At 72.8% G+C, this 26,399-nt stretch carries 22 protein-coding genes; 6 read left to right on the top strand and 16 right to left on the bottom strand.

The genetic code is table 11. The features are described from left to right. Positions 1 to 44: 44 nt before the first annotated feature. From EIO00_RS14765 to EIO00_RS25640, 8 genes are all read right to left on the bottom strand, one after another. Positions 45 to 1,274: a ketosynthase chain-length factor gene (locus EIO00_RS14765; protein ID WP_140179311.1), complete on the bottom strand. Its 1,230-nt coding sequence runs from the start codon at positions 1,272 to 1,274 to the stop codon at positions 45 to 47. Further along, positions 1,271 to 2,542 carry a beta-ketoacyl-[acyl-carrier-protein] synthase family protein gene (locus EIO00_RS14760; protein WP_140179309.1) on the bottom strand — a complete coding sequence of 424 codons (1,272 nt, stop codon included), beginning with the start codon at positions 2,540 to 2,542 and terminating at the stop codon, positions 1,271 to 1,273. Before EIO00_RS14760 ends, EIO00_RS14765 begins: the two co-directional genes overlap by 4 nt. Then, a complete protein-coding gene (locus EIO00_RS14755) occupies positions 2,539 to 2,865 on the bottom strand; it encodes a TcmI family type II polyketide cyclase (protein ID WP_140179307.1) in 327 nt (108 codons plus the stop codon). The genes EIO00_RS14760 and EIO00_RS14755 overlap by 4 nt, the downstream gene beginning before the upstream one ends. 407 nt (positions 2,866 to 3,272) lie before the next feature. Beyond that, positions 3,273 to 4,058 carry an alpha/beta fold hydrolase gene (locus EIO00_RS14750; RefSeq protein ID WP_140179305.1) on the bottom strand — a complete coding sequence of 262 codons (786 nt, stop codon included), beginning with the start codon at positions 4,056 to 4,058 and terminating at the stop codon, positions 3,273 to 3,275. A 104-nt stretch (positions 4,059 to 4,162) separates the two neighbouring features. Then, positions 4,163 to 4,783, bottom strand: a complete 621-nt coding sequence (locus tag EIO00_RS14745) for a response regulator transcription factor (protein WP_277752881.1) — start codon at positions 4,781 to 4,783, stop codon at positions 4,163 to 4,165. Then, on the bottom strand, positions 4,773 to 6,803 hold the full coding sequence (locus EIO00_RS14740) for a sensor histidine kinase (RefSeq protein ID WP_140179303.1): 2,031 nt from the start codon (positions 6,801 to 6,803) through the stop codon (positions 4,773 to 4,775). The genes EIO00_RS14745 and EIO00_RS14740 overlap by 11 nt, the downstream gene beginning before the upstream one ends. A gap of 163 nt (positions 6,804 to 6,966) precedes the next feature. Then, positions 6,967 to 9,171 carry a TOMM precursor leader peptide-binding protein gene (locus EIO00_RS14735; RefSeq protein WP_140179301.1) on the bottom strand — a complete coding sequence of 735 codons (2,205 nt, stop codon included), beginning with the start codon at positions 9,169 to 9,171 and terminating at the stop codon, positions 6,967 to 6,969. 11 nt (positions 9,172 to 9,182) lie between these two features. Next, on the bottom strand, positions 9,183 to 9,305 hold the full coding sequence (locus EIO00_RS25640; RefSeq protein WP_277752880.1) for a hypothetical protein: 123 nt from the start codon (positions 9,303 to 9,305) through the stop codon (positions 9,183 to 9,185). Positions 9,306 to 9,474: 169 nt separating this feature from the next. Here EIO00_RS25640 and EIO00_RS14730 point away from each other — a divergent pair, with 169 nt between their 5' ends. Then, on the top strand, positions 9,475 to 10,386 hold the full coding sequence (locus EIO00_RS14730) for an AfsR/SARP family transcriptional regulator (RefSeq protein ID WP_241661359.1): 912 nt from the start codon (positions 9,475 to 9,477) through the stop codon (positions 10,384 to 10,386). Between the two features lie 6 nt (positions 10,387 to 10,392). On the opposite strand, the gene EIO00_RS14725 is transcribed toward EIO00_RS14730, so the two are convergent. Further along, positions 10,393 to 12,000, bottom strand: coding sequence for an acyl-CoA carboxylase subunit beta (locus tag EIO00_RS14725; protein ID WP_140179299.1), 1,608 nt, complete (start codon positions 11,998 to 12,000; stop codon positions 10,393 to 10,395). 177 nt (positions 12,001 to 12,177) lie between these two features. On the opposite strand from EIO00_RS14725, the gene EIO00_RS14720 reads away from it, so the two are divergent. Next, the gene (locus EIO00_RS14720) at positions 12,178 to 13,032 is read left to right on the top strand and encodes a helix-turn-helix domain-containing protein (protein ID WP_140179297.1); all 855 of its coding nucleotides are present in this window, start codon (positions 12,178 to 12,180) and stop codon (positions 13,030 to 13,032) included. Between the two features lie 34 nt (positions 13,033 to 13,066). Here EIO00_RS14720 and EIO00_RS14715 read toward each other — a convergent pair whose 3' ends face one another. The 3 genes from EIO00_RS14715 to EIO00_RS14705 all read right to left on the bottom strand — a co-directional run bounded on the left by EIO00_RS14715 (position 13,067) and on the right by EIO00_RS14705 (position 16,067). Then, positions 13,067 to 14,206 (bottom strand): ParB/RepB/Spo0J family partition protein, encoded by a 1,140-nt coding sequence (locus EIO00_RS14715; RefSeq protein WP_140179295.1) that lies wholly within the window; start codon positions 14,204 to 14,206, stop codon positions 13,067 to 13,069. Positions 14,207 to 14,310: 104 nt separating this feature from the next. Next, positions 14,311 to 15,144 carry an ABC transporter permease gene (locus EIO00_RS14710; protein ID WP_140179293.1) on the bottom strand — a complete coding sequence of 278 codons (834 nt, stop codon included), beginning with the start codon at positions 15,142 to 15,144 and terminating at the stop codon, positions 14,311 to 14,313. Further along, complete coding sequence (locus tag EIO00_RS14705; protein ID WP_140179290.1) at positions 15,141 to 16,067, bottom strand: ABC transporter ATP-binding protein; 927 nt, start codon at positions 16,065 to 16,067, stop codon at positions 15,141 to 15,143. The genes EIO00_RS14710 and EIO00_RS14705 overlap by 4 nt, the downstream gene beginning before the upstream one ends. Positions 16,068 to 16,303: 236 nt before the next feature. Here EIO00_RS14705 and EIO00_RS14700 point away from each other — a divergent pair, with 236 nt between their 5' ends. Both EIO00_RS14700 and EIO00_RS14695 read left to right on the top strand, forming a co-directional pair. Next, positions 16,304 to 17,065 (top strand): gamma-glutamyl-gamma-aminobutyrate hydrolase family protein, encoded by a 762-nt coding sequence (locus EIO00_RS14700; RefSeq protein WP_140179288.1) that lies wholly within the window; start codon positions 16,304 to 16,306, stop codon positions 17,063 to 17,065. Between the two features lie 57 nt (positions 17,066 to 17,122). Next, positions 17,123 to 17,629 carry a carboxymuconolactone decarboxylase family protein gene (locus EIO00_RS14695; protein WP_140179286.1) on the top strand — a complete coding sequence of 169 codons (507 nt, stop codon included), beginning with the start codon at positions 17,123 to 17,125 and terminating at the stop codon, positions 17,627 to 17,629. 103 nt (positions 17,630 to 17,732) lie between these two features. Here the strand turns inward: EIO00_RS14695 and EIO00_RS14690 are convergent, their stop codons facing one another. The 3 genes from EIO00_RS14690 to EIO00_RS14680 all read right to left on the bottom strand — a co-directional run bounded on the left by EIO00_RS14690 (position 17,733) and on the right by EIO00_RS14680 (position 21,846). After that, positions 17,733 to 19,121 (bottom strand): NDP-hexose 2,3-dehydratase family protein, encoded by a 1,389-nt coding sequence (locus tag EIO00_RS14690; RefSeq protein WP_140179285.1) that lies wholly within the window; start codon positions 19,119 to 19,121, stop codon positions 17,733 to 17,735. Continuing rightward, complete coding sequence (gene rfbB / locus EIO00_RS14685; RefSeq protein ID WP_140179283.1) at positions 19,118 to 20,098, bottom strand: dTDP-glucose 4,6-dehydratase; 981 nt, start codon at positions 20,096 to 20,098, stop codon at positions 19,118 to 19,120. The genes EIO00_RS14690 and rfbB overlap by 4 nt, the downstream gene beginning before the upstream one ends. A gap of 206 nt (positions 20,099 to 20,304) precedes the next feature. Further along, positions 20,305 to 21,846 carry an alpha/beta hydrolase gene (locus EIO00_RS14680; RefSeq protein ID WP_206664142.1) on the bottom strand — a complete coding sequence of 514 codons (1,542 nt, stop codon included), beginning with the start codon at positions 21,844 to 21,846 and terminating at the stop codon, positions 20,305 to 20,307. A 410-nt stretch (positions 21,847 to 22,256) separates the two neighbouring features. On the opposite strand from EIO00_RS14680, the gene EIO00_RS14675 reads away from it, so the two are divergent. Together EIO00_RS14675 and EIO00_RS14670 are read left to right on the top strand one after the other, a co-directional pair. Next, a complete protein-coding gene (locus EIO00_RS14675; protein WP_140179279.1) occupies positions 22,257 to 22,613 on the top strand; it encodes a VOC family protein in 357 nt (118 codons plus the stop codon). 130 nt (positions 22,614 to 22,743) lie between these two features. After that, complete coding sequence (locus EIO00_RS14670) at positions 22,744 to 25,131, top strand: ATP-binding cassette domain-containing protein (RefSeq protein WP_140179278.1); 2,388 nt, start codon at positions 22,744 to 22,746, stop codon at positions 25,129 to 25,131. Here EIO00_RS14670 and EIO00_RS14665 read toward each other — a convergent pair. Beyond that, the gene (locus EIO00_RS14665; RefSeq protein WP_140179276.1) at positions 25,116 to 26,360 is read right to left on the bottom strand and encodes an MFS transporter; all 1,245 of its coding nucleotides are present in this window, start codon (positions 26,358 to 26,360) and stop codon (positions 25,116 to 25,118) included. The two genes, EIO00_RS14670 and EIO00_RS14665, sit on opposite strands and share 16 nt — an antisense overlap. Positions 26,361 to 26,399 lie beyond the last annotated feature (39 nt).

Genomic DNA, 26,399 nt, shown 5'->3' with positions numbered 1-26,399 from the left:
AGGGTGAGCGGAGGCCGATCCCATGACGCCCCACCGGCCCCCGGTCAGTCCCACTCCACCGAGCGCAGGACGAGGGCGGAGTTGAAGCCGCCGTGTCCCCGCGCCAGGACCAGCGCCGCGTCCAACGACGCCGGCCGCGGCTCGGTCACCAGGTCGAGGCCGTAGCCGGGGTCCGGGGTGACGTTCGCCGTCGGCGGGATCAGCCCCTCCCGCATGGCCAGCAGGGCGGTGGCGACGTCCAACGGGGCGGTCCCCGAGCCGAGCCGGCCCGTCATGGTCTTGGGCGCCGTGACGGGGACCGCCCGGCGTCCGAAGACCTCGGTGATCGCCGCCGCCTCGACCCGGTCGAGCTCGGGCACGGCCGCCGCGTCGGCGAAGACGACGTCGATCTCCTCCGGCGACAGGCCCGCGTCGTCCAGGGCGATCTCGATCGCCGTGCGCAGCGTCGGCCCGCGACCGCGGCCCGGCCGCGGATCGAACGTGGCCCCATAGCCGCCGATCTCGCCGTAGACGCGCCGCGCCCCGCGGCGGCGCGCCGCCTCGGCGTCCTCGACGATCAGCAGGGCCCCGCCCTCGCCCGGCACATACCCGCGGGCCGCGGCGTCGAAGGGGAGGTAGGCCCGGTCGGGCCGCTCCTCGGTGCTCAGCATCCCGGTGGTCAGCTGGGCGACCCACCCCCACGGGCAGACGGCGGCGTCGACGCCGCCGGAGACGATCAGGTCGGTGCCCTTGCGGATCAGGCGGCGCGCGTGCGCCAGGGCGTCCAGGCCGCCCGCGTGGTCGCTGACCACCACGCCGCTGGGGCCGCGCATCCCGTGCCGGATGGAGATCTGCCCGGTGTTGACCGCATAGAACCAGGCGAAGGACTGGTAGGCGCTGACGTACTGGCCGCCCTTGCTCCACAGGTTCCGCAGCTGCCCCTCGCCGAACTCGAAGCCGCCGCAGGTGCTGGCGGTCATCACGCCCATGCCGAACTCGTCGGCGTCCCGGGGGTCCACCCCGGCGTCGGCCAGCGCGTGCTCGGCGCCCACGAGGGCGAGCTGGGTCATGCGGTCGGTCTGCGGGATGAGCCGGCTGGGCAGGTGCTCCTCGACGACGAACCCCTTCACCTCCCCGGCGAGGCGGGCCGGGTAGCGCTCCGGATCGAAGCGCGTGATGCGGCCGATGCCGCTCTCCCGGGCGCAGACGGCCCGCCAGTACTCCCGCGCGCCGAACCCGTTGGGGGCCACGACGCCGATGCCCGTCACCACGGCCTGCGCGCTCCGTGGGCTCATGCCGCCCTCCTGTCGGGCCGGGCCAGGACCATCGCGCTCTGGAAGCCGCCGAAGCCGCTGCCCACCGTCAGCACCGTGTCGGTGCGCCAGTCGCGCGCGGTCACCGGCACGTAGTCCAGGTCGCATTCGGGGTCGGGCTCGTGCAGGTTCGCCGTCGGGGGCACCACGTGGTTCTCCATGGCCAGGACGGAGGCGGCGATCTCGATGGAGCCGATCGCGCCGAGCGAGTGTCCGATCATCGACTTGATCGAGCTCACCGGGGTGCGGTAGGCGTGCTCGCCGAGGCTGCGCTTGAAGGCGTTGGTCTCGTGCCGGTCGTTCTGCCGGGTCCCCGAGCCGTGCGCGTTGATGTAGTCGATCCGTTCGGCGGGGATCCGCGCCTCTCGGAGCGCCGCGCCGATGGCCTCGGCCATCTCCCGGCCGTCGGGACGCAGCCCGGTCATGTGGTAGGCGTTGCACCGGGTGGCGTATCCGGCGATCTCGGCGTACACGTGGGCGCCGCGCCGGCGCGCGGCCTCCAGCTCCTCCAGCACGAACATCGCGGCCCCCTCGCCCAGCACGAAGCCGTTGCGGGTGCGGTCGAACGGGCGGGAGGCGTGCGCGGGGTCGTCGTTGCGCGGCGTGGTCGCCTTGATCGCGTCGAAGCACGCCACGGTGATCGGTGAGATCGGCGCGTCGGCGGCGCCGGCGATCATCACGTCGGCCGAGCCGTCGCGGATCAGCTCGGCCGCGTAGCCGACCGCGTCGATGCCCGAGGTGCAGCCGGTGGAGACCACGGTGGAGGGGCCCTCGGCGCCGGCCGTCCAGGCCACCTCGCGGGCGAAGGAGCTGGGCACGAAGAAGTCGTACAGGTGCGGGACGGCGTAGCGGTGGTCCACCGGGTCGAGCCGGCCTCCGTCGCTGACCACCCGGTACTCCTGGTCGAGCCCCATGGTGGCGCCCACCGCGCTGCCGACCGTCACCCCGATGCGATGGGGCGGCAGGGAGCCCGGGTCCAGACCGCTGTCGGCGATGGCCTCGCGCGCGGTGACGATGGCGAACTGCGCGGCCCGGTCGTTGCGCCGGATCTCCTGCGGGCCGAGCCCGTGCTCCCAGGGGTCGAAGTCCGCCTCGGCGGCGACCCGCGAGCGGAACGGCGAGGGGTCGAAGAAGGTGATGCCCCGGGTCGCCGTCCGGCCTTCGCTGAGCAGGTTCCAGAAGTTCTTGACCCCGATCCCTCCCGGAGCCACCACCCCGACTCCGGTGATGACCACGCGCCGGCCGGTCATGCGGACTCCCACACATAGAACCGCTGCGCCATGGCGTCGGCGGGCGAACGCCAGGTCTCCGGGTCGTAGGGGGCGATGTAGGGCTCAAGGTCCCGGCTGATCCGGACGAACCGGGGGTCGGTCTTGGCCTCCTCGATGCGCTCCCGGCCGTTGTCGTCGTCGAAGTCCTGCAAATGGAAGTACAGGCCGTGGAACATGAAGAGCTGACGCCGCCGGGTGCCCATGCGATGCGGCATGTCGGTCTCGTCGAAGGCCTTGAAGATCCGGGCGACCTCGGCGCTGGATCGGGGGTCCATCCTGGCCACTATCAGATTGCTGTGCACTCGACCGCCTCCTTGGGAATTCATCGCGTCCTTGTCGCTCGCCAGGCCGGGGCGGGCCGTTCGTCGTGCTCCGCCTCCGGCGGCGGCGAGAGGTCGGACCCGGGAGGATCCGCAGGTCCGCCGGGGTCGTCGGATTCATGCGGAAGATGTATTCCGCCCCACCACGCCCCCATCATCATCAGGCCCTCACCGGCGTTTCCCAGCAGGGACTTCACGACGGATCCGAGCCGTGACCCCACGTCGTTCTCCAATTCGTCGTGAATCGGCAATCGCACTGTGCGCGACGGCCCTCGAGAAAAGGTCAAGAAGGCGTCGAATTCCGCCGGGGGAGCGACGGATGCGGGCGAGGCCCGCGCGGCCCGGCCGGCGGGGCGGCGCCGGCCGGAGCGCCGCCCCGCCGGCCCGCGTCACGCGGGCCGGGAGGCGGCGAACTCCGCCAGGGTCCGGCCGAGCACGTCCATGTCGATCCGGTGCCAGGAGCCGGGCAGCTCCAGCGACCGGGCGTTGGGCAGGGCGGCGGCCGTCGCCCGGGCCGCCGCGCGCAGCCAGGCGCTGGTGCCGTCGCTGTTGAGCACCAGGGTCTCCAGCCGCAGCCCGGCGAGCCGGTCGACCGGGACGGTGAAGTCGCCGCAGATCCGGGTGTCGTAGGGGAGCGTGTGGGCGTTCGCCTCGTTCATCGCCCAGAGCGGGCCGCGCCGCCACTCGGCGATCGTGTCGGGGGTCAGGCCCACCAGATTGGTCAGGAAGTACTCGACCGCCTCGCCGCGTCGTCCCTCATCCAGCAGCACCTGGAGGGTCTTGGCGAAGTTCCACGGGGGCTTGGGGTAGCCGTCGACCCGGAAGTACGGCTCGTGCAGGGCCAGCCTGGTCATCGGGACGCCGGCGAGCGCCGCCTCCAACGCCAGGTTGGCGCCGGTGGACCCGGCGAACACCACCGCCTCCCCGCCGGCCGCGTCGATCACCGCCGCGAGGTCCTCCACCTCCCGCTGGACGGCGTAGTCGGGGGCGTCCCCGCTCTGGCCGCGTCCGCGCCGGTCGTAGACGTAGACGGTGCAGTGCGGCGCCAGCTCGGGGACGAGCGCATCGAAGATCGTGTGATCGCGGAAAGAGCCGTTGAGCAGGACGATCGGCGGTCCCTCGCCCGTCTTCTCATAGGCGATCGTGGTGCCGTCCCGGGAGATGACCTTGCGCATCGCGCCCTCCTGAGCCAACGGGGTGCTTGTCGCCTCACCGTGCTCCGGCATCGTCGGGCGCGCCGGTGGATCGCCGGTCGAGGACCGGTCGCGGGGCGGATCCCTCAGGTGAGCCAGCCGGCCTCGGTGGCGATGCGGACGGCGTCGATCCGGTTCCGGGCGTTGAGCTTGACCACGATGGTCGTCAGGTAGTTGCGCACCGTGCCGACCGACAGGTGCAGCTCCGCGGCGATCTCCGGGGGCTCGGCGCCCTGGGCGGTCATCTTCAGCACCTTGGTCTCGCGCTCCGACAGCGGGTTCTCGCCGATGTCCCAGGCCCGCATGACCAGCTGCGGGTTGACCACCCGGCGGCCGGCGGCCACCTCCCGCACCGCCCGCGCGAGCCCTTCGGCGGGGGAGTCCTTGAGCAGATAGCCCGACACGTGCGCGGCCATCGCCCGGCGCAGCGTGCCGGGGCGCCCCAGCGCGGTGAGGATCAGCGTGCGGCATTCGGGGAGCCGCTCGTGCAGCAGCGCGGCCGCGTCCAGACCGTTCATGTTCGGCAGATCGACGTCGATGATCGCCACATCCGGTCGGCACTCCAGCGCGGTGGGGACGATCAGATCGCCCCGGTCCACCTTGGCGACGACCTCCAGGTCCGGCTCCAGTTCGAGCAGGGCGGCCAGCGCCCCTTGGACCATGTGCATGTCCTCGGCGAGGAGAATTCTGATCCGTTCATTCGCCACCGGCCACCTCCCTGCCCTCGGAAGGAAAATCTACAAAGGGATATTTGTCCGGCGGTGATGTGTCCGGAAGCGGCCATTGGGTTTTGTCCGCTCCGTATTCTTCCGGGTGTCCCCGGTAACCGCGTGCGACGCGTCGGACGTCGGCGAGCGCGCGCCGGGAAACGTCCAGCACGGTCGTCAGCTCTTCGCACGCGGCCTCCGGCGCGTGCGGCAGCAGCCGGTGAATGAGTTCGCACTTCAATGTGATCGCCGACAGGCTGGAGCCGAGCACCTGCTGCAGTTCCCGTTCCACGAACAGGCGCTCTCGGGCGACCGCCAGCCGCGCGAGCGCGCCCCTGGCCTCGTGCAGCTCGGCGACCAGCAGGTAGAGCGTGGTGACGCCGTAGACGACCAGTCCCGTCATCAGCGAGGAGACGGCCAGATAGACGCCGTAGGAGGGGGACGCGCCGGCGATCGCCGCCACCGCCGGGCCGACCGCGGCCGAGGCGGCGTACAGCGCCCAGCGCGGCCGCCCGGACGTCGCGAGCAGGAGCGACCCGGCCAGGAACCCCGCCATCGCGCCCCAGGGACGATCGAGCCACAGCAGCGGGGCGTAGGTGGCCCCGGCCTGGAGCCCGAGGGTGAGCGTCCGGACGCGCACCGGCCAGGTGCGCGGGCGACGCAGCGAGTGGAACGCCTGGAGGGCCACGACGACGGCGAAGCAGCCCAGGAAGGCGAGCATGGCGCCGCCCGACCCGGCGACGTCCGCGGCGTTGACCACGGTGATGAACGCATAGCCGGCCAGGGCGACCACCAGCGTGCCCCGCGCCATCCGGGGCGCCCAGTGCTGGGCGGCCTGATCCCGTTCCCGGGGCGCGTCGTCGGCGTGCGCGTCGCCGTGGGGCTCGATCGGCGCCCGGGCGGTGATGCGGAACCAGCCGTCGTCGGTGGTCTCGGCGGTCAGGGCGCCGCCGATGCGGCGCAGCCGGGCGGTGAGGTTGTCGAGCCCGCTGCCGCCCCCCTCGGCGGGGCCGCGGCGGCCGCCGTCGACCCCGTCGTTGCCGATCCGCAGCGTCACCGTCTCCCCCTCCCGGGAGGCGGTGATCGTGCAGCGCTGCGCCTTGCTGTGCCGCAGCGCGTTGGTGACGGCCTCGCGCAGCACGACGGCCAGCACGGCGTCCACCTCTCGGGGCAGCGCGCCGCAGTTCAGGTCGGCCTCGGCCGTGATCCGCGCGGCGGACAGGACCGAGAGGGCGGACCGGACCTCGGCGGTCAGCGACATGCCGCGGTAGCCGGTCGCGACCAGGCGCACGTCGGCCAGCGCCTTCCCGGCGACGTCGAGCACCTCGGCGACCTCGGCGCGGGCCCGCCCGGGGTCGGGCGTCACCAGCCGGTAGGCCAGCTCGCTCTTGAGCATGATCGCTGACAGGCTGTAGCCGAGGAGGTCGTGCATGTCCCGGGCGACCCGCAGCCGCTCCTGGACGACGGCCATGTCGGCCAGCGCGCGCCGGGCCCGCCGGAGCTCGGCGACGAGGTCCGACAGCGAGCTGACCCCGAAGACGATGTGCCCGGTGAGCAGGGTCACCCCGATGCCGTAGACCGCGCCGCCCGGGCCGACGTCCGCGACGACCGTGGGCACGATGCCCGCCGTGACCGCGCCGTACAGCGGCCAGCGGATCCGGCCGGGCACGGCCAGCAGCACCGAGCCGGCCAGGAACCCGGCCATCGCGCCCCACGGCAGCCCGATCCAGGCCAGCGGCAGATAGGTCGCCAGGGCCTGGGCGGAGAGGGTCAGCGCGCGGACGCGGGCGGGCCAGGCGCGCGGTTGCCGGGTGGAGTGCGCGAACTGCAGGACGAGGACGGCCGCCAGGCAGAGCGCCAGGCCGACCAGCCGCGCGGGCCCGGGACGCCGGTCGAGCACGTTGAGCACCGTGGTGAGGGCGTAACCGCCGAGCACCGCCAGCGTGACCCACCGTGCCATCCGCGGCGCCCACGGCGCGGGGACGTCCGCTCCGCCGTCGCCGCGGGGGTTACCGAGCATCGGCGCATGCCTCCTGGTCCGGTCTCCGGTCGCTGTGCACACGGGCGGTCACCCGGTGCCCCCGAATATCGCGAAGGATATTTACACCCGGTGCCACCGGACACAGTGGAGAATTTTATCGGAGATCGCCGCTTTTGCGTGATGCGCCGACGTTTCCGGGGGGTTACAAGAACAGGGGGATCGGATTGAGCTCCTCATACGGCGTGGGGGACGGGAGCCGGCCCAGGCGCACCGGGACGTCGAACAGCCGCCCGGGGGCGAACCTGGCCCAGAAGTGCCGCAGCCCCGGAACGATCACCTTCGCCACCGGAAGCCCCAGGTCGGGCCTGGTCTGGTCGAGCACGAGCACCTCCAGGCCCCGGCGGTCGAGCAGCGCGCATAGGTGCTCCAGATCGTCCCGGAGATCGGTGCGCGGAACGTATCCGTGGTCCGCCGCCGTGACCGGAGGGCGCGTCGGGTCGGGGGCCAGGTAGGGCTGCGCGGCGATCGTCTCCTCCCGCCACCAGCGGAGCAGATGATCGGGCAGGCCGGGGGCGTACCCGTCGATCACGGCGGGCAGCAGCTGGCCCAGCTCGGTGACCGCGCGGCTGAGCGCGACGGCGGGGTCCAGGTGCGCGCCGAAGCCGAGCATGATGTCCTCGGGCGGCCCGTCGACGCGGCGGGATATCGCGGCCATCACCGGGACGCCCAGGTCGGCGGTGAGGTCCAGCACCCACAGCGCGCGGTTCAGCTCGGCGAACCGGTCGGGGAGGGCGGCGATCCACGGGTCGCCGAACGACTCCAGGTCCACCGCCCGATGGCGCGTCCGGTTGTACCACCACAGCGCGACGGCGTCGCGCTCGATCAGTTCCAGCAGGCCCTGCAGGACGGCGTCCTCCAGGGTGCTCCCCGCGGCGTTGCCGTTGGAGTCGGGGACGAGCGAGGGGGGCCGCTCACCGCCGAAGTACAGCAGGCCGGTCGGCAGCAGCCGGTGCCGGCGGCCGGTGAGCGACCACACCGGCGTCCACTCGATCTCGGCGTCCTCGTCGAACGGCTCGGGCACGTGCTGGAAGGGGATGCCCGGGGCGTTCCACCGCTCGCGCTCCCGGTACTGGCGCTCGTCGAACAGCATGCACTCCCCCGGGTGGACGGCGTCGGGGGCCAGGTCGCGGTACCGGCCGCGGACGGTCGCCTCGTCGTGGAACCGGGTCGCGCTGTACCGTTCGACCGCCTCGCAGAGCGCGCTGACCCTCGCCTCCACGTCGGTGCGCCCCTTGCCGCCGCTCTGCATGCGCAGCCCGGCGCGGAGCGAGGGCAGGTCGGAGGAGGCCAGCGCCAGGTTGGGCCCGGTCCGATAGCAGTGCAGGAACGACGGGCTGCGCGGATCGCGGCTGATCTGCTCGACCACGCCGGTGACCGGGTCGGCCAGATGCCGGAAACGCTCCCACATCTGCTCCGCCGAGAGCGCCCGGTGCCCGTTGCCGCCCGTCGCGCCCTTCGGCCGGGAGACCGGACGGACCGGCCGCAGGGCGCGGTCGCGGACCAGACGGGGATCGCCGCAGTCGGGGCACTGCGGACGGCGATCGACCCGGTGACGGCCGGCCTCGAGCGTCAGGGTGTCCAGGGTCCAGACGGTGCTCTGCCCCTCGTCGCGCCAGCCGGCCAGCCACTTGGCGGCCTCCAGCGCCGCCGTCTGCACCCCCAGCTCGCGGGTCACCGCCAGGGAGGCCTCCGGGGCGCGCACCGGTCCCGACAGCCCCAGCGCGCGCCGCACGCACCGCTCGCCGCGCCGGTGGGAGCGCAGCCGCACCGCCAGGCAGGACCAGCAGGGCCCCTCCCCCGGCCGGAACACCGGGCCGACCCACGGCTGCGGCCCGTACGGCTTGGCCAGCAGCCACGGCCGCCGGTCGGCGAGCCGGGCGGCGTTGAAGTCGGCCAGCGCCGGATCGAGATAGTCGTCGCAGACCACCAGGGCGAAGGGGGCGTCCGGGCGGCAGGACAGGCCCGCCGCGCGGCAGGCGCGCTCGGCGGCGGCCGGGTCGGCGCCGCCGAGCGCGACGACGGACACTGCGGCGTCCGTCGGACTGCTGACCCCGGCCAGGTCCCAGTAGGCTCCGGCCGCGGCGTCCGGCGCCTCCTCGTGGAAGCCCACCAGGCCGGCCTCGGTGAGCCGGTCGAGCACGGTCTCCAGGTGCCCCGGCGGGAGCTCCGCGGCGGCCCGCAGCTCGTCGACGGTCCGCGCGCCGTCGAGCAGGGGGGCCACCTTCTGGATCGAGGCCCCGGACAGGACCGTCGTGCCCTGAGGGGACAGCAGGTAGACCGCTTCGCCCGGGACGATCGCGGCCCGCAGATGCCTGCGGAATCCGATCGGCCGTGTGTCCTGCCGCATGGCGTCCCGCCTCAGTGCTCCGTTCCGGACTGGTGCACGACGCACCAGGTGAACTGGGCCGTGTCGGGGGCGGAGTGGTCCAGGTCCTCGATGATCAGATCGATGCCGCGGGGGTCGTTCGGGGCGCTGTTCATGGGTGTCTCCTTTCCGGTGCGACCGGACTTCCACCGCGTTGCTCAGAGTCTGGGACGCCGCCGCCCGGCAAGGCCATGGACTGATTCACGTTCCCCGAATGAATTCTTCACGCCGGAAAGGTGTGCATATCAGTGGGGAAAATGCGAAGGGCCGTGCATTCTGTTTCCCGTGTCCATCGGCGATGCCTGGAGGAGCGGGATGTTCGAGGCCATGGAAAGGCGCGATCTCGCCGAGGCGGGAGGAGGGCCCAGGGTGCTGCACGTCGGTCTGCTCGGCCCGTTGTCCCTGCGCATGGGCCGGACGCCGGTGACGGCCAGCGCGCCCAAGCAGCGGCAGGTGCTGGCCCTGCTGGCGTTGAACGTGGGGCGGGTCGTCACCGTCCCCACGCTCATCGAGGAGCTGTGGGGCGACCGGCCTCCGCGCAGCCACGCCACCACGCTGCAGACCTACGTCCTGCAGCTGCGCAACGCGCTGGCGGCCGCCGGCGGCGGCCGCCCGGACGCGCGGCGGATCCTCGGCACCCGGCACAACGGTTACCTGCTCGAGGAGGGCTCCTGCGAGACCGACGTCGAGGCGTTCGAACGCCGGGTGCGCGCCGGCCGGGCGGCCGCCGAGGCGGGCGACCACCACCGGGCCTCGGAGTTGCTGAGCCAGGCGCTGCAGCTGTGGCGCGGGCCCGCGCTGGCGGACGTCCGCAAGGGCGGGATCCTGGAGATCGAGGCGGCGTCGCTGGAGGAGAGCCGGCTCGGCGCCCTGGAACGCCGGATCGAGTCGGACCTGGCCCTGGGACGCCACGCCGACCTGCTGGGCGAGCTGACGCGCGCGGTGGCCAAGAACCCGATGAACGAGAACCTGTGCGCCTACTTGATGATCGCCCTCTACCGCACCGGGCGCGTCGGGCGCTCGCTGGAGGCCTTCCGCCGGCTCCGGGCCGTGCTCAACCGCGAGCTGGGGGTGGAGCCGTGCCGGCGGCTGCAGCGCCTGCAGATGGCGATCCTGTCGGGGGACCCGGCGCTGGACGACTGGTCGACGCTGTGGTCCCCCGAGGAGTTCGCCGCGAGCCGGGCCGTCGACGCCTGAAGCCGCCTAAAGCGGCGGATTCCCGTGCCTGCGCGGCATCAGCTCCGGCCGCTTCTCGCTGAGCGCCTCCAACGCCCGGATGACCATGAAGCGGGTGTCCGCGGGGTCGATCACGTCGTCGACCAGGCCGCGTTCCGCCGCGTAGTACGGGTGCATGAGCTCCTCGGCGTACTCGGCGACGAGCCGGGCCCTGAGCCCCTCGGGATCGTCGGCGGAGGCCAGCTCCCTGCGATGGAGGACGCCGACCGCGGCCTCGGCGCCCATCACCGCGATCTCGTTCGTCGGCCAGGCGAAGGACAGGTCGGCGCCGATCGAGCGCGAGTCCATGACGATGTACGCCCCGCCGTAGGCCTTGCGGAGGATCACCTGCACGCGGGGGACGGTCGCGTTGCAGTAGGAGTACAGCAGCTTGGCTCCGTGCCGGATGACGCCGTGGTGCTCCTGGTCCACGCCGGGCAGGAAACCCGGGACGTCGACGAGCGTGACCAGGGGGATGCCGAAGGCGTCGCACATCTGCACGAACCGGGCGCCCTTCTGGGACGCCTCGATGTCCAGCACCCCGGCGCGGACGAGCGGCTGGTTGGCCAGCACCCCGACCGTGCGGCCGCCCATGCGGGCCAGCGCGCAGACGAGGTTGGCCGCCCAGTGCTCGTGCACCTCCATGAACTCGCCGTGGTCGACGATCTCGGCGATCACGTCGCGCACGTCGTAGGGGACCTTGGGGTTCGCCGGCACGATGTCGGCGAGCCGGGGGCAGCGCCGCTCCACCGGGTCGCCGGCATCGCCCGAAGGGGGAGGCTCGTGGTTGTTGGACGGCAGCAGCGACAGCAGGTAGCGGACGTCCTCCAGGCAGGACTCCTCGTCGTCGTAGACGAAGGACGCCAGACCGGAGGACTCCGCGTGCACCCGGGCCCCGCCCAGCTCCTCGTGCGTGACCGTCTCCCCCGTCACGGTCTTGATGACCTCCGGCCCGGTGAGGAACATGTTCGAGGTCTTGCGGACCATGAAGATGAAGTCCGTCAGGGCGGGGGAGTAGGCCGCGCCCCCCGCGCACGGCCCCAGGACGACGCTGATCTGCGGGATCACCCCCGAGGCCCGGACGTTCCGGCGGAAGATCCCGCCGTAACCGGCGAGCGCGGTCACGCCCTCCTGGATCCGCGCCCCGCCGCTGTCGTTGAGCGCGATCAGCGGGGCCCCGGCGGCCAGGGCCAGATCCATGACCTTGTGGATCTTCGCGCCGTGCACCTCGCCCAGCGAGCCGCCGAGGACGCGGAAGTCCTGCGCGTAGACATAGACCCGGCGCCCGTGGACGGTGCCGGTGCCGGTGACGACCCCGTCGGTGGGGGGCCCGTCGGCCGCCGAGCCGGACACCCGCCGCCGGAACAGGTCGAACTCGGTGAAGGAGCCGGGGTCGAGCAGCAGGTCCAGCCGCTCCCGCGCCGTCAGCTTCCCCTTGCGGTGTTGTCGCTCGGTGGCCGGCTCGTCCCCGCGCACCGTCCGGCTGCGCAGTTCCAGCAGCCGCCGGGCGCGGTCCCTGGTCGTGGGCGGGACCGGCGCGGCGTCCGGCGCCGCCGGGCCCAAGGCCGCCACGGGGATCTGCTCGCTCACGGTCATGTGCGCTCCCTTGTGCCGTGAAGGGGGTGAAAGCCGGTTACGCCTTCCACCGTGCGCGCGCCGCGACGTGCCGCCATCTTCTCGTTTGCCCACTCCGCCGGCCGCGAGCGCCGCTCGAGCCGAGCGCGACGCCGGGGGGACATCCTGCTGATCCGGCGGAAACGTGGTGAGGTGCAGATGGACAAGGCAGTCGAACGAGCGATCCAGTGCATCTGGGAGCGCTACAGCGAGCCGTTGACGCTCACCGACATCGCCGAGAGCGCGCTGCTCAGCCGTTTTTATTTCGCCCGGCTGTTCAAGGAGGAGACCGGTCTCACCCCCGGCCGCTTCCTGGCCGCCGTCCGCATCCATGAGGCCAAGCGCCTGATCGCGCGCACCTCGATGAGCATCACCGAGATCTCCGGCGCGGTCGGGTACAACAGCCTGGGCTCGTTCACCAACTACTTCACGGCCAGCGTCGGGGTCTCTCCCGGCCGGTTCCGCCGCCTGGTGCGCGCCGGGGAGATCGGCTTCCCCAGCCCGCAGCCCGGCACCGGATCCGGGCTCGGCTCGGTCGCGGGGACGATCAGCCTGCCGGAGGGCCACGGGAACGCGCGCGTGTACCTGGGCGCCTTCCGCACCCCCATCGTCCAGCACCCCTGCGTCGCCTCGGTCGTCGTCGACGTCCCCGGCGGCCGGCCGTGCTGCTACTCCCTGCCGGGCGTCCCGGAGGGGAGCTGGCATCTGCTCGCGGTGGCGGTGGCCGACGGCGTCGGCCCCGACGCGCGGTCCCGGCGGACCCCGCTGGTGGGGAGCCACCTGTCGGTGACCGTCGTCGCGGACGGGGTCACGAGCGCGGCGATGCGGCTGCGTCCCCGGCGGCCGACCGACCCGCCGGTCCTGCTCGCGCTGCCCGAGCTGGAGCCCCCCGCCGCCGTCGCGCCCGACCCCGGATGCGCCGCTGCCACCCTGCGCCCCGCCGTCGACGGCCGGCGACGGACGGCGGACCGTCGTCGGGCGGCGGTCGCGGCGCCGGCCCGGTCGCACCCGTGACCTCCCGGCGGCCCCTCCAGGGACCGCCCGGGGGTCACTGCATGATCTCCTGCCTGTTCCGCAGCTGCTCGGCGAACAGACTCCACTCCCGGCCGATGCGGTCGGCGATCGGGGCGATGACGCTGAGCCAGTGCGGGGGGACGGCGTCGACGAACTGCCGCCAGCCGCCGTCGGGCTCGGTGGCGTGCGACTCCATCCACCGCAGGAACTGCCGGCCGCTCGCGCTGTAGCGGACGGCCGGGTCGTTGGCCATCTTGGCCGCCACCGCCGCCCAGGTGAGGGGGGCCTCGACGTGGTTCCTGCGCCGCGGCCGGACGGCGGTGCCCCCCGCCACCCGCAGCCGCGCCCGCCCGTCGCCCGGCGCCGCGGCGGGCTCCGGGCCCGGCGTGCGCTCTGCGGGCCGCTCGGGGCGCGGCCGCGCCGCGGCCCGGCGCCCGTTCCGCTCGGGGCTGATGCCCTGCCGGAGCCGCACGCTCACATCGTGCACCGTGCCGAGCGACACGTCGGTGGCCTTGGCGACCTGGCGCAGCGGGGCGTCGGGGTGGGCCGCGATGTACTCGGCGACCCGTCGCCTGCCCTCGCCGGGGGACACCGGGCGGCGCCTGCCGTCCCGGCCTATGCGCTTGCCGCCGGGCGGCGTTCCGCCCGCCACCCGGCGGCGCAGCGAGGCGATCGTCTTCGCGCTCAGCCCGGTGATCCCGGCGATGGCCCGATCGGACCAGTCGGGGTGGGCGGCCAGGACGCGCTGGGCCCCGGCCAGCCGGTCGGCCTTCGACAGCGGCAGCCCGTGCGCGCCGTTGGCCTTCATGGCGATGACGAGCGCCTCGGAGTCGGTGCAGTCGAGGAAGCGCGCCTTGATGCTGTGGTCGCCGCGGAGCCTGGCGGCCTCCAGCCGGTGCAGCCCGTCGATGACCCGCCAGCCGTCCGCCTGGACGAGGATGGGCGGCAGCTCGGCCGACTCCGCGGCGTCGACGAGCGACTGGACGTGCGCGGCGTCGATCCCGCCCTGGCGCAGGCGGATCCCGGACGACAGCGAGTCGATCGGGATGTCGCGGGCCGGCAGCCGCTCGAAGTTCTTCAGGTCGAATCCGTCGTGCGCCGCCTGGCCGCCGTGCGCGCCGAGGGGACCGAAAGCACCCGTGATCAGGACGGCCTGCCCGTTGCTGTGAGCCATGCTGAGCGCTCCTCTCCGCTGCCGCTTTCGACGAGCGTCGCAGGGCGGGCTTCAGCCGCGGTCGAGGGCAGGTGGACGCCTCCTGGACCGCGCCGCGGGGGAGGTCAGGCGTCCCTGCGGCGCAGCAGCACCGCCGCGACGACCAGCAGGACCGCCGTCCACAGCGCCATCACCCCCAGGCCCTGCCACGGCCCCAGCACGTCGCCTTCGGCGGGGTGCTGCTGGGTGATCAGACGCCCGGCCTCGGTGGGGAGAGAGCCGCGGACGTACCGGCCCGCGTCGCCGGGCAGCAGATTCGCCATCGGCGCGATCACCAGGACGAGGCCGATGACGACGGTGATCCCGGCCGCGGTGTGCCGGACGATGGCGCCGACGGCCAGCGCGAACAGGCTGAGCACCGCCAGGTAGAGCCCGCATCCGAGCACGGCCCGCAGCACGCCCGGGTCGCCGAGCCCGACCGGCACCTTCTGGCGGATGATCGGCGCGCCGATGAGGAAGGAGCAGAGCGCGGTCAGCTCGCCCACCACCAGGACCAGCGAGGCGAAGACCGCGCCCTTGGCCGCCAGCATCGGCACCCGCGTGGGCACCGCGAGCAGGCTGGCCCGGATCATGCCGGTGGAGTACTCGGCGGTGACGACCAGCACCCCCAGCACGCAGATCGCGAGCTGACTGAGCAGGATGCCGCTGCCCAGGATGGTGCCGGTCGGGTCGAGCGTGATGGCGGCCCGCTGGGCCGGCTCGGCCTTGTCCCAGTTCGCGACGCCCATCTGGATGAACAGCACGGTGAACAGCTGGGTGAGCGCGAACAGCAGGACGAGCGACCAGAGCGTGGAGCGGACGGAGCGGATCTTCGTCCACTCCGACAGCAGCAGCGCCCCGAAACCCGCTGCCCGGGTCTCGGCGGCGGGGGCGGAGACGGCGGCGGTCGTGGCGGTCACTTCGCACCTCCGGTGGCGGTCGCGTCGGCGCCGTGCTCGACGAGGTCCTTGGTCGATTCCATGAAGGCGTCCTCCAGCGAGCCGCGCCGGGGCGCGAGCTCGTGCAGGACCAGGCCGGCCGCGGCGGCGAGCTCGGAGACGCGGGGTGCCTGGAGCCCGGCGACCTCCAGTTCGTCCGCGTCGGTCTCGGTGACGACGGCGCCCTCGGCCCGCAGCAGCGCGGCGAGCCGGTCCCGGTCGGGGGTCCGGACCACGATGACACGTCCGGCGCCGCGCTCGATGAACTCCTCGGTGGAGCAGTCGGCGACCAGCCGGCCGCGGCCGATGACGATGAGATGGTCGGCGGTGACGGCCATCTCGTTCATCAGGTGGCTGGAGACGAAGACGGTGCGGCCCTCCGCGGCCAGCCCCTTCATCAGGTTCCGGATCCAGACGATGCCCTCGGGGTCCAGCCCGTTGAGCGGCTCGTCCAGGATCAGCACCCGGGGGTCGCCCAGCAGCGCGGCGGCGATGCCGAGCCGCTGCGCCATGCCGAGCGAGAAGCCGCCGGCCCGCCGGCGCGCCGCGTCCGCCAGGCCGACCTGCTCGAGGACCTCCTCGACCCTGCGCCGGCCGAGCCCTTGGCTCTGGGCGAGGCAGAGCAGGTGGTCGTAGGCGCTGCGGCCGGGGTGGAAGGCGCGCGCCTCCAGCAGCGCGCCGACCACCCGCATGGGCCGGGGGAGGTCGCGGTAGCGCCTGCCGTCGATGACGGCGTCGCCGCCGTCGGGCCGGTCCAGCCCCAGCAGGAGCCGCATGGTGGTGGACTTGCCCGCGCCGTTGGGGCCCAGGAACCCGGTGACCCGGCCGGGTTCGACGGTGAACGACAGGTCTTCCACGGCGGTCTTGCCGCCGTAGCGTTTGGTGAGGTTCCTGACCTCGATCATGGTCACCTCTGCTGCACGGAATGAACCGGATCGATAGGGGACAAAAATGTCTCCGGCACCTGTGGTATCAGGTGCGTCATTCCGTTCAGTAGGGGTGACCGGATCGGTTTTGAACAGCGGTCCGCAGTGGTTCCGCAGATGCGCGCGTGACTATTTTTGGCGGTGACGGCGCACGAGGGAAGCGGTTGTTTCATCTGTGTCGTCTCCTCAGTTGAACCCGGCGCCCGGAGGGAGTCATGCATTCGACCGCAAGCGATCCGGCCGCCGCCGTGCGGCCGGTGGTCGGGATCTGCGCGCGGACCGCCCCGGTCGCGTTGCAGGGCCGTGAGCTGCTCGTCGGCCTCGCGCTCCAGGCGCACCTGGACCTGCTGGCGGCGGCGGGCTGCACGCCCGTGCTGCTGTCGCTGCTGCCCGGCGCGGAGCGGCTGGTCGACCGGATCGACGGCCTGCTCGTCCCCGGCGGCCCGGACCTGGACCCGGCGCTGTACGGCCGGGCCGCGCACCCGGCGACCCGCGCGGCGGGGCCGGACGCCGACCGCGTGGAGCTGCGGCTGGTGGGGGCGGCGCTCGACGCGGGACTGCCCGTCCTGGGGATCTGCCGCGGCATGCAGCTGCTCAACGTGCTCCGCGGCGGCACCCTTCACCAGCACCTGCCGGAGGTCGTCGGCCACGACGGGCACCGCCCGCCGCGGCCCGGGGAGTTCGGCCGTCACCGGCTGCGGCTGCGTCCGGGGAGCCGGATCGCCGACATCCTCGACGAGCGGGAGCCGGAGTCGGCCTGCCGCCACCACCAGGCCGTCGACCGGCTCGGCTCCGGCCTCCTCGCCACCGCCTGGGCGGAGGACGGGACCGTCGAGGCCGTCGAGCTGCCGGACCACCCGTTCGCGCTCGGCGTGCAGTGGGAGGCCGGACAGACCGAGGACGGCCGGCTGCACCAGGCCCTCGCCCGCGCCGTGAAAAACCAGAAGTTCGCTCGAATGGGGATTTTCGGGTCTTGAGCGGTAAACGCGCCGGGGGCAGGCTTTTCTGCGAGTCCGCTTCGAAGGAGAATTTCGATGTCACCACGGATGTCCAACCCCTCGCTGGTCGTTCCCGGTGCGCTGCAGCCGCTGCGCGATCTGGTCAAGGCCATCAATGACGTCGGCATTCCGCTGCGCACGCTCGTGCTCGTTCACCTGCGGGTGAGCCAGATCAACGGGCGCCCGGTCCAGATCCCCATGAAGAAGCGCGAATTCGAGGAGGCGGGGGAGGAGGACCACCGGCTCCCCCTGGTGGAGACCTGGCGGGAGCAGTCCTGCTTCACCCCGGCCGAGCGCGCCGCGTTGGCGCTGGCCGAGGCCGTCACCCGCATCGCCGACGACAAGGACCCGGTGCCGGACGAGGTCTGGGACGAGGCCGCCCGGCACTACACCGAGCGGGAGCTCGGCGCCCTGGTCATCCACATCGGCCTGGTCAACCTGTGGAACCGCATGAACGTCGCCACCCGGCAGGAGCCGGTGGACTGGCGCGTCAACCCCAAGAACTGGACCCCGATGACCTCCCGGCTCGCCGCCTCCCAGTGACCTCCGCCGCTCGATGACCTCCCTCGCGGCGCACGGGCCCCGCCGCCGGCCCTCCCGGCTCCGACGGCGGGGCCCGATCTGTGTCCGGGCTCGATGCCCGGGCTCAGCCGGGCGGGCGGGCGAGGTCGACCGCGCCGGTGGCGAGGACGGCGAGCAGGCTCCGGGCCTGCACGTTGACATGGCGGCCGCGCCCGGAGAGCAGGTTCAGCTGGTCCACCGTGACCCAGTGATAGCCCGGCGGGGGCTGCGCGGGCGTCGTGGCCTCGTCGGTCTCGACGATCAGATAGCGGCTCTCGGCGTTGAGGAACCGGCCGCCCTCCTCGGAGTGGACCGCCGAGTACCGGACGCGGTCGGGGGAGGCGTTCAGCATCAGGTCGAGGAAGGGCGGGCGGCGCTCGGCCGGCAGATGGGCGTAGTTGGCCGGGGTGCACTGGACGGTCGGGGCGAGCTCGACCGCCTCAAGGAGCCCGCCCTCGACGCGCGCGTGCACCAGGACGTGCGGCACGCCGCCGAACCGGCGGCAGGCGAAGCCGACGATCCCCGGCCCCACGGGTTCGATGAGCGGCTGGGTCCAGCCGGGGACCTCCCGGTCCGCCCCTTCGACGGCGACGGCCACCACCCGGAAGAACCTGCCGTCGGGGCGGTGGATGGAGTGCTCGTCGCGACGCCAGCCGGTCGCCTCCCGCAAGGGCGTCCGGCGGACCCGGAGGTCATGACGGGCCCGTTCCCCGGTGAACCACGACAGCAGGGCGGAGTCCGACGACAGCGCCGCCGGCTCGGGCCGGGCCAGCGGGGCGCTCGCCAGCACGGTGCGCGCGTCCATGTTCACCACGTTGTCCGCGCGGAGCAGCGCCGCGATCTGCCCGAGGGTGAGCCAGCGGAACCCCTCCTCGACGGGCACGTCGCCGGTCGCCTCGACGATCATGTTGCGGTTGCGCTTGCGATAGAACCAGGCGCCGTGCTCGGACTGCAGCACGTCCGTGATCACCCGTTCCGGGTCCGGGTCGAGGAAGTGCTCCAGGTACTTCACCGCCGCCCCGCCGTGGGCCTTGGTGTAGTTGCTGCGGGTGGCCTGCACGGTGGGGGACAGCTGCACCAGATTGGGGTTGCCGGGCTCCAGCTTGGCCTGCATGAGGAAGTGGAGCACCCCGTCGAACTCCTTGGCCAGGATGCCGAGGACGCCGATCTCCGGCTGCACGATGATCGGCTGCCGCCACTGGACCTCGGGCCGGACGGCGTGCAGCCCCTCGATGGTGAAGAACCGCCCGCTGCGGTGCCGCAGGTCGCCGGTGTCCGCCGCGAACGACCAGTGGCCGAGCTCGGCGAACGGGATCCGCCGGACCGTCGCCCCGCGGGACCGCCGTTGGGCCTCCAGCCAGCCCGGCACGTCGGAGGTCGCGATGTCGACGCCCTCGGGCGCGGCGAGGGATCGCGCCAGCCGTTCGCGGATCGCGGCGTCCGAGCGCGGCACCGGCGACGCCGTGGCGTTCATGGCAGCTCGTCGCCTTCCTTGAGCGGCTTCCACCACTGCGGGTTGTCCCGGTACCACTCGACGGTCTCCGCCAGTCCCCGCTCGAACGGGATGAGCGGCCGGTGCCCGAGCTCGGTCTCGATCTTGGTCTGGTCCAGGGCGTAGCGCCGGTCGTGGCCCTTGCGGTCGGTGACGTGCCGGATCATCTCCGGCCCCGCCCCGCACAGCTCGGCCAGCCGGTGCGCCAGCGTCAGGTTCGGCACGGGCGTGCCCGCTCCGATGTGGTATACCTCGCCCGCCCGGCCGTGGACGAGCACCCGGTGCACGGCCCGGCAGTGATCGTCCACGTGCAGCCACTCGCGGACCTGCCGCCCGTCCCCGTACACCGGCACGGGGCGTCCCTCGAGGAGGTTGGTGACGGCGCGCGGGATGAACTTCTCCGGGTGCTGGTAGGGCCCGTAGTTGTTGCAGCACCTGGTGATCGAGACGTTCACCCCGTGGGTGCGGAAGTACGCCAGCGCCACCAGGTCCGAGGCCGCCTTGGAGGCGGCGTAGGGGGAGTTGGGGGACAGCGGGGACTCCTCGGTCCAGGCCCCCTCCTCGATGGACCCGTACACCTCGTCCGTCGAGACGTGCACCACCCGCTCCACGCCGGCCGCCAGGCACGCCTCGAGCAGCGCCTGCGTGCCCTCCACGTTGGTCCGGACGAACGCGGCGGCGGTCGCGATCGAGCGGTCCACATGGCTCTCGGCCGCGAAGTGCACCACCGCGTCCTGCCCGTCCACCACCGAGCGCAGCAGCCGGCGGTCCAGGACGCTTCCCCGCACGAAGGTGAGCCGCGGATGGGAGGCCGGGAGGTTGTCGCGGTTCCCCGCGTAGGTCAGCCGGTCCAGCACCGTGACGCTGGCCTCCTCGAAGCCGGGATATCCCCCCTCGAGCATGGTCCGCACGTAATGCGATCCGATGAAACCGGCCCCGCCGGTGACGAGAATCCTCATGCGATCACACCGCATCCCCAAGAGAACGGCCAAAATATGCGTATTCACCCTTATGTCAAAGAATCGGGCGATACGCACTTCACGCTAAGAAGCCGTCTTATTGTGGGACATCTTTCAGGTTGCCGGTTCAACCGCGTCGGGTATCGGGCATCGCCGCGGCGACGCCCGATACCCGAGGGCGAAGGGCCGGGGCAGATCCGGTGCGCTCAGGGGGACGGCACCGGGTCGGGGGGCGCGGGGCAGGTGGCGTCGACGCCCGCCTGGGAGGCGGGGCGGGTGCCGTCCCGGAGGTAGTCGCTGACGTGGGCGTTGAGGCATGCGTTGTCGTTGGCCGACAGCGCCGCGCCGACGTTGTGGCCGCCCTGCTCCAGGATGAGCCGGGAGTTGGGGAACAGCCGGTGCGTCTCATGGGCGCCGGCGACGCCGTGCGCCGTGTCGAACTCCGGCTGCACCAGCAGGATGTCCGGCCGGGAGGCGCCGACCCGCTGGGGCTCGGCGGGGGAGACGGGCCAGAACGCGCACGGCGCGTTGTACCAGGCGTTGGTCCAGGTCATGAAGCGGTTGCCGGCGGCGTACTGGCCGGCGTGGTCGTTGTGCCAGCGCGTCCACTCCCGCGGCCAGCGGGCGTCCAGGCACTGGATCGCGTTGGTCATCGCCTGCTTGTTGTGGTGCGGCCAGCCCGGCGGGGAGAAGTTCGCCCGCAACGAGGTCGGGTCCCTGCGCAGCACCCAGTCGGCGAGCACCTGCGCCCGGGAGGCCCACGACCAGCTGCGGTAGACGACCGGTTCGAAGAAGTCGTGCCACTCGGCCGGGCCGATCAGGCCGTCGATCGGCGCCGCGCGGAGCATGTCCTGCCCCTGGTAGTACTTGGCCTCGACCTCGGCCGCGGTCGTGCCCAGGTGGTAGACCGAGTCGTGCCGGGCCACCCAGGAGAAGAAGATCTCGGCGTTCCTCTCCGAGGCCGCGTTCTTGTCGAGGTTGCCGTCGTACCAGACCCCGCTGGGGCGGACCACGCTGTCCAGCACCATCCGGCGCACCCGGGTGGGGTACATCGAGGCGTAGACCGCGCCGAGGTAGGTGCCCCACTCGGTGCCCAGGTAGTTGATCCGCTCCTGGCCGAGCGCGATCCGGATCTGCTCCAGGTCCCGCGCGACGTCCTTGGTGCTGAGGTGCCCGAGCACGTCGCCGTGGGCGTCGCCGCAGCTCAGGGCGTACGCGCGGGCCAGCCCCACCAGCTTCTTCTCGTGGGCGAGCGTGGCTGGCACGGGGTCGGGCCGGGCGTGCCCGGGATCGACGTAGGAGGGGTCGCAGACGACCGCCGGCCGGCTGGCCCCGACGCCGCGCGGGTCGAAGCCGATCCAGTCGTAGGCGGCGGCGACGTCCTTCGCCAGCCCGGTCGAGCCGGTGGCGTACCGGGTGGGCAGGTCCCGGCCGATGGGGCCGGGCCACAGGCCGCGGTTCAGCAGCACCACGCCCTGGTACCGGTCCTCGGGGGCGGTGTGCCTGGCCCTGGTCAGCGCCAGGGTGATCTTCCTGCCGCCGGGGTCGGCGTGGTCGAGCGGGACCTGCAGCGAGCCGCATTCCAGGCCCTGGAGCATGGGGCCGAGGATCGGGTCGTCGTCCGGGCACGGCGACCAGGAGATGCTCGCGGCGGCCGGTCTGGCCGCGGCCGCCTGCGCCACCGGCGGGAAGGCCGACCCGGCCAGGCCGACCGCCGCCGCCGAGGCGAGTATCACGAACTTTTTCACAAAATTCCCCTTTCGTGGGCGGAGAACCCTTTTCGTGGCACGGATCCGAGGGGACAGGGGGCGTGCGGCCGGTCCGGCCGGCGCGGGAGGAACGGGCCGTCCACCCCGTCCACCGGTCGGAACGGGTGCGGAAAGGGGTTCGGTGCGCCGCAGTGTGACAAGGGAATCCATCAGGCCCGCTCGAAAACGACTGGAGGATCACTCGAGCGGGACGGGAATGAAGAGGCGCCGAACGGAATGCGTCTCTAGCATGACGCGGCAAAGGCCATGAAGGCCTTTTCGGCGCATGCTCACGGCCGTGCGAGGGGCGACCGGATTCCGTATGGGCCGCGCGGCGGCCGGAGCGGCGCAGAAGAACAGGCGCAGGAGAACAGGCGCAGAAGAAGAAGGCGACTATCTCGGGAGCGATCGTGTCCGACTCCGTCAACCAGGGAATCAAGACCGTCCTGCACCCCGTGACGGACCTGGCCGCGGCCAAGAAGGTCTACTCCGCCCTGCTGGGGGTCCAGCCGCAGACCGACGCGGACTTCTACGTCGGCTTCGACGTCGCGGGCCAGCACATCGGGCTGGTGCCGGGGGCCGGGACGCAGGGCATGACCACCTCGGTCCCCTACTGGCACGTGACCGACATCGAGGCGAAGCTGGCCGAGGTGGTCGCCGCGGGGGCCACGGTGAAGGAGCCCGTCCACGACGTGGGGGGCGGTCGTCTGGTGGCCACTGTGACAGACCCGGACGGTAACGTGCTGGGCCTGCTGCAGGACGGCTGAGCCCGGGGTCCTCCTCGAGGCGTTCTCGACCTCCCTTCGAGGGCGCCTCGAGGAGGACTCGAGAAAAGCGTCCGAGGCTGACGGGATGGACCGGACGAGGACGGGTTCTGGGCCAGGAGATGGAGGCGTGATGAGCACGGCCCCGACGACGGGGGAGCGATCGCCCGCACCGCACATCGCCGACAGTCACGATGTGATCCGGGTGCAGGGGGCGCGGGAGAACAACCTCAAGGACGTCAGCGTCGAGATCCCCAAGCGCCGGCTGACCGTGTTCACCGGCGTGTCCGGATCGGGCAAGAGCTCGCTGGTGTTCGGCACGATCGCGGCGGAGTCGCAGCGGCTGATCAACGAGACCTACAGCGCGTTCGTGCAGGGGTTCATGCCGCAGGTGGCGCGTCCGGAGGTCGACGTCCTGGAGGGACTGACCACCGCGATCGTCATCGACCAGGAGCGGATCGGCGCCAACCCCCGCTCCACGGTCGGCACCGTCACCGACGCCCACGCGATGCTGCGCATCCTGTTCAGCCGGCTCGGGCGGCCCTACATCGGTCCGGCGCAGGCGTTCTCGTTCAACGTCGCCTCGGTCCGGGCGGCCGGTGCGATCACCGTCGAACGCGGCGACGCCAAGACCGAGAAGGTGACCTTCACCCGCACCGGTGGCATGTGCCCCAACTGCGAGGGCATGGGGCAGGTGACCGACTTCAACCTGTCCGAGCTGTACGACGAGTCCAAGTCGCTCCGGGAGGGCGCGCTCACCGTCCCCGGCTACAGCATGGACGGCTGGTACGGCCGCGTCTTCATGGAGTCGGGCTTCCTCGACCCCGACAAGCCGATCCGCGACTACACCGAGCAGGAGCTGCACGACCTGCTGTACCGGGAGCCGACCAAGGTCAAGGCCAACGGCGTCAACGTCACCTACGAGGGACTGATCCTCCGGCTGCGCAAGTCGATGCTGTCCAAGGACCGGGAGGCGCTGCAGCCGCACATCCGGGCGTTCGTGGACCGCGCGGTGACGTTCGTGACCTGCCCCGAGTGCGAGGGCACCCGGCTCAGCGCAGAAGCCCGCTCCTCGAAGATCAAGGGCATCAGCATCGCCGACGCCTGCGCAATGGAGATCCGGGACCTGGCCGAGTGGGTGCGCGGGCTGGAGGAGCCGTCGGTGGCGCCGCTGCTGGCCAAGCTGCAGCACCTGCTCGACTCGTTCGTGCAGATAGGGCTCGGATACCTGTCGCTGGACCGGCCTTCCGGCACCCTGTCGGGCGGCGAGGCCCAGCGCGTCAAGATGGTCCGCCACCTGGGCTCCCCGCTCACCGACGTCACCTACGTCTTCGACGAGCCCACCATCGGGCTGCACCCGCACGACATCCAGCGGATGAACGAGCTGCTGCTGCGGCTGCGGGACAAGGGCAACACCGTGCTGGTGGTGGAGCACAAGCCGGAGACGATCGCGATCGCCGACCACGTGGTCGACCTCGGCCCCGGCGCCGGCGCGGCGGGCGGCACCGTCTGCTTCGAAGGGACCGTCGAGGGGCTGCGCGCCAGCGGCACGCTCACCGGCCGGCACCTCGACGACCGGGCCGGGCTGAAGGAGACCGTCCGCACGCCCACCGGCACCCTGCCGATCCGCGGCGCGAACAAGCACAACCTGCGAAACGTCGACGTGGACATCCCCCTCGGCGTCCTCGTCGTCGTCACCGGCGTCGCCGGCTCGGGCAAGAGCTCCCTCATCCACGGCTCGATCCCGCCCGAGGCCGGCGTGGTGTCGATCGACCAGACCCCGATCAGGGGCTCGCGCCGCAGCAACCCGGCGACCTACACCGGGCTGCTGGACCCGATCCGCAAGGCGTTCGCCAAGGCCAACGGCGTCAAGCCGGCGCTGTTCAGCGCCAACTCCCAGGGTGCCTGCCCGGCCTGCAAGGGCGCCGGCGTCATCTACACCGACCTGGCGATGATGGCGGGGGTCGTCACCACCTGCGAGGAGTGCGAGGGCAGGCGGTTCGACGCCTCGGTGCTGGAGTACAAGTTCGGCGGCCGGGACATCAGCGAGGTGCTGGCGATGTCGGTGAACGAGGCCGAGGAGTTCTTCGGCTCCGGCGAGACCCGCACGCCCGCCGCGCACGCCGTCCTCCGCCGGCTCGTCGACGTCGGGCTGGGCTACCTCGGCCTCGGCCAGCCGCTCACCACCCTCTCGGGCGGCGAGCGGCAGCGGCTCAAGCTGGCCGTCCACATGGGCGAGAAGGGCGGGATCTACGTCCTGGACGAGCCCACCACGGGCCTGCACCTGGCCGACGTGGAGCAGCTGCTGGGGCTGCTGGACCGGCTGGTGGACTCCGGCAAGTCCGTCATCGTCATCGAGCACCACCAGGCGGTGATGGCGCACGCCGACTGGATCATCGACCTGGGGCCGGGCGCGGGCCACGACGGCGGCCGGATCGTCTTCGAGGGCACCCCGGCCGAGCTGGTCGCCGCCCGCTCCACCCTCACCGGCGAGCATCTGGCGGACTACGTCGGCGCCTGACCGCGACCCGCCGCGGGCACCTTCCGGGGCGCCCCCTCGCCGGCCGGCCTCGTCCCGCCGAGGAGGCGTCCCGGAGCGGCCTCGCCGCCGGCCGCCGCGGTCACCAGCACGGTGACGGCGACCACGGCGAAGGCCGCGGCCTGCGGACCCGCCAGGTCGTTGAGGGCGCCCAGGGCCAGGATGGAGACCGTCACCCCCAGCGGCAGCAGCGTGGCCCGGAGGGTCACCACCGACGGCAGCTCCTCGACCGAGGCCGCGGCCAGCAGCCGGTTGTTGTGGTAGACGTAGGCGACCTCGAACAGCATCAGGAAGATCGCATACAGCGCCAGCGTCGGCGCCGTCCGGGCGACCAGCACCGCCGCGAGCAGCGGCGGCATCGGGACCAGCACCCAGGTGGAGGAGGGGAGCCGGCCCAGATGCCGCTGGACCGGCAGGGCGACGAGCGAGCCGGCGAAGATCGCGACCGACGAGACCGCCACGAACGCCCCCACCAGCCGGGGGCCGCCCTCCAGCAGGCGGAGCGGGATCACGGTGACGGCCACCGTGTGGAAGCCCTGCCAGAACGCCACCAGCAGGAACCGGGCGAACAGCAGGCGCAGCAAGGGGTCGGTGACGCGCAGCCGCGCATCGGCCGCGGCGGCCCCCTCCTCGGCGGCCGGCGGGACGGGCGGCAGCGCCCGAGCGAGGAGCGCGGTGAGCGCCAGCGTCGCCGCGTTCACCGCGATGAGGCCGCGCAGCGACAGGACCTCGGCGCCCGGGCCGGCCAGCGCCGCCCCGGCGCTGAGCCCGGTCAGCTTGCCGATCTCGGCCGCGGTGTTGGCCCGGTCCAGCCGCTCCGGCGCCACGACGTGCCGCAGCACGACCGACGCGGCCGACCGGGTGATCGCCTCGAAGTAGCCGCGCACCGGCATGAGGACGGCGGCGGCCGTGAGCAGCGCGCCGCCCGGGGCCAGCAGGGCCGCCGCGGTGAGCGCCAGGCTCGTCGCCTCGGCCCGCTGCACGAGCCGGTCGGGGGAGCGCCGGTGCAGCAGCCGGTTGAGCGGCCCGGCCAGCAGCAGCGCGGGCAGCCACGGGGCGCTCAGCACGGCCCCGGCGAGCAGGCCCGACCCGGTGACCGCCCCGATCCGCGCGGACAGGGCCACCAGCGTCAGAAAACCGCCGAAGGCGTTGAGGAACAGCAGCATCGAGACCACGTGCGGCGAGCGGGACGCCGTGGGGGATCGTGTCATGACCTGCTCCGTTTTCGCGCCGTCCGAGCCGAGCGGATA

Origin of the sequence: Thermomonospora catenispora, from assembly GCF_006363815.1 — a bacterium.
GTDB lineage: Bacteria > Actinomycetota > Actinomycetes > Streptosporangiales > Streptosporangiaceae > Thermomonospora > Thermomonospora catenispora.
Note: the sequence above shows the minus strand (reverse complement) of the source record. Positions and strands in the feature narration are given on the sequence as shown.

Excerpts from the sequence above, each read along its gene's own strand:
- EIO00_RS14765 (WP_140179311.1), bottom strand. The coding sequence starts at position 1,274 with ATGAGCCCACGGAGCGCGCAGGCCGTGGTGACGGGCATCGGCGTCGTG.
- EIO00_RS14760 (WP_140179309.1), bottom strand. The coding sequence starts at position 2,542 with ATGACCGGCCGGCGCGTGGTCATCACCGGAGTCGGGGTGGTGGCTCCG.
- EIO00_RS14750 (WP_140179305.1), bottom strand. The coding sequence starts at position 4,058 with ATGCGCAAGGTCATCTCCCGGGACGGCACCACGATCGCCTATGAGAAG.
- EIO00_RS14740 (WP_140179303.1), bottom strand. The coding sequence starts at position 6,803 with ATGCTCGGTAACCCCCGCGGCGACGGCGGAGCGGACGTCCCCGCGCCG.
- EIO00_RS14735 (WP_140179301.1), bottom strand. The coding sequence starts at position 9,171 with ATGCGGCAGGACACACGGCCGATCGGATTCCGCAGGCATCTGCGGGCC.
- EIO00_RS25640 (WP_277752880.1), bottom strand. The coding sequence starts at position 9,305 with ATGAACAGCGCCCCGAACGACCCCCGCGGCATCGATCTGATCATCGAG.
- EIO00_RS14725 (WP_140179299.1), bottom strand. The coding sequence starts at position 12,000 with ATGACCGTGAGCGAGCAGATCCCCGTGGCGGCCTTGGGCCCGGCGGCG.
- EIO00_RS14720 (WP_140179297.1), top strand. The coding sequence starts at position 12,178 with ATGGACAAGGCAGTCGAACGAGCGATCCAGTGCATCTGGGAGCGCTAC.
- EIO00_RS14715 (WP_140179295.1), bottom strand. The coding sequence starts at position 14,206 with ATGGCTCACAGCAACGGGCAGGCCGTCCTGATCACGGGTGCTTTCGGT.
- EIO00_RS14705 (WP_140179290.1), bottom strand. The coding sequence starts at position 16,067 with ATGATCGAGGTCAGGAACCTCACCAAACGCTACGGCGGCAAGACCGCC.
- EIO00_RS14700 (WP_140179288.1), top strand. The coding sequence starts at position 16,304 with ATGCATTCGACCGCAAGCGATCCGGCCGCCGCCGTGCGGCCGGTGGTC.
- EIO00_RS14695 (WP_140179286.1), top strand. The coding sequence starts at position 17,123 with ATGTCACCACGGATGTCCAACCCCTCGCTGGTCGTTCCCGGTGCGCTG.
- EIO00_RS14690 (WP_140179285.1), bottom strand. The coding sequence starts at position 19,121 with ATGAACGCCACGGCGTCGCCGGTGCCGCGCTCGGACGCCGCGATCCGC.
- rfbB (WP_140179283.1), bottom strand. The coding sequence starts at position 20,098 with ATGAGGATTCTCGTCACCGGCGGGGCCGGTTTCATCGGATCGCATTAC.
- EIO00_RS14670 (WP_140179278.1), top strand. The coding sequence starts at position 22,744 with ATGAGCACGGCCCCGACGACGGGGGAGCGATCGCCCGCACCGCACATC.
- EIO00_RS14665 (WP_140179276.1), bottom strand. The coding sequence starts at position 26,360 with ATGACACGATCCCCCACGGCGTCCCGCTCGCCGCACGTGGTCTCGATG.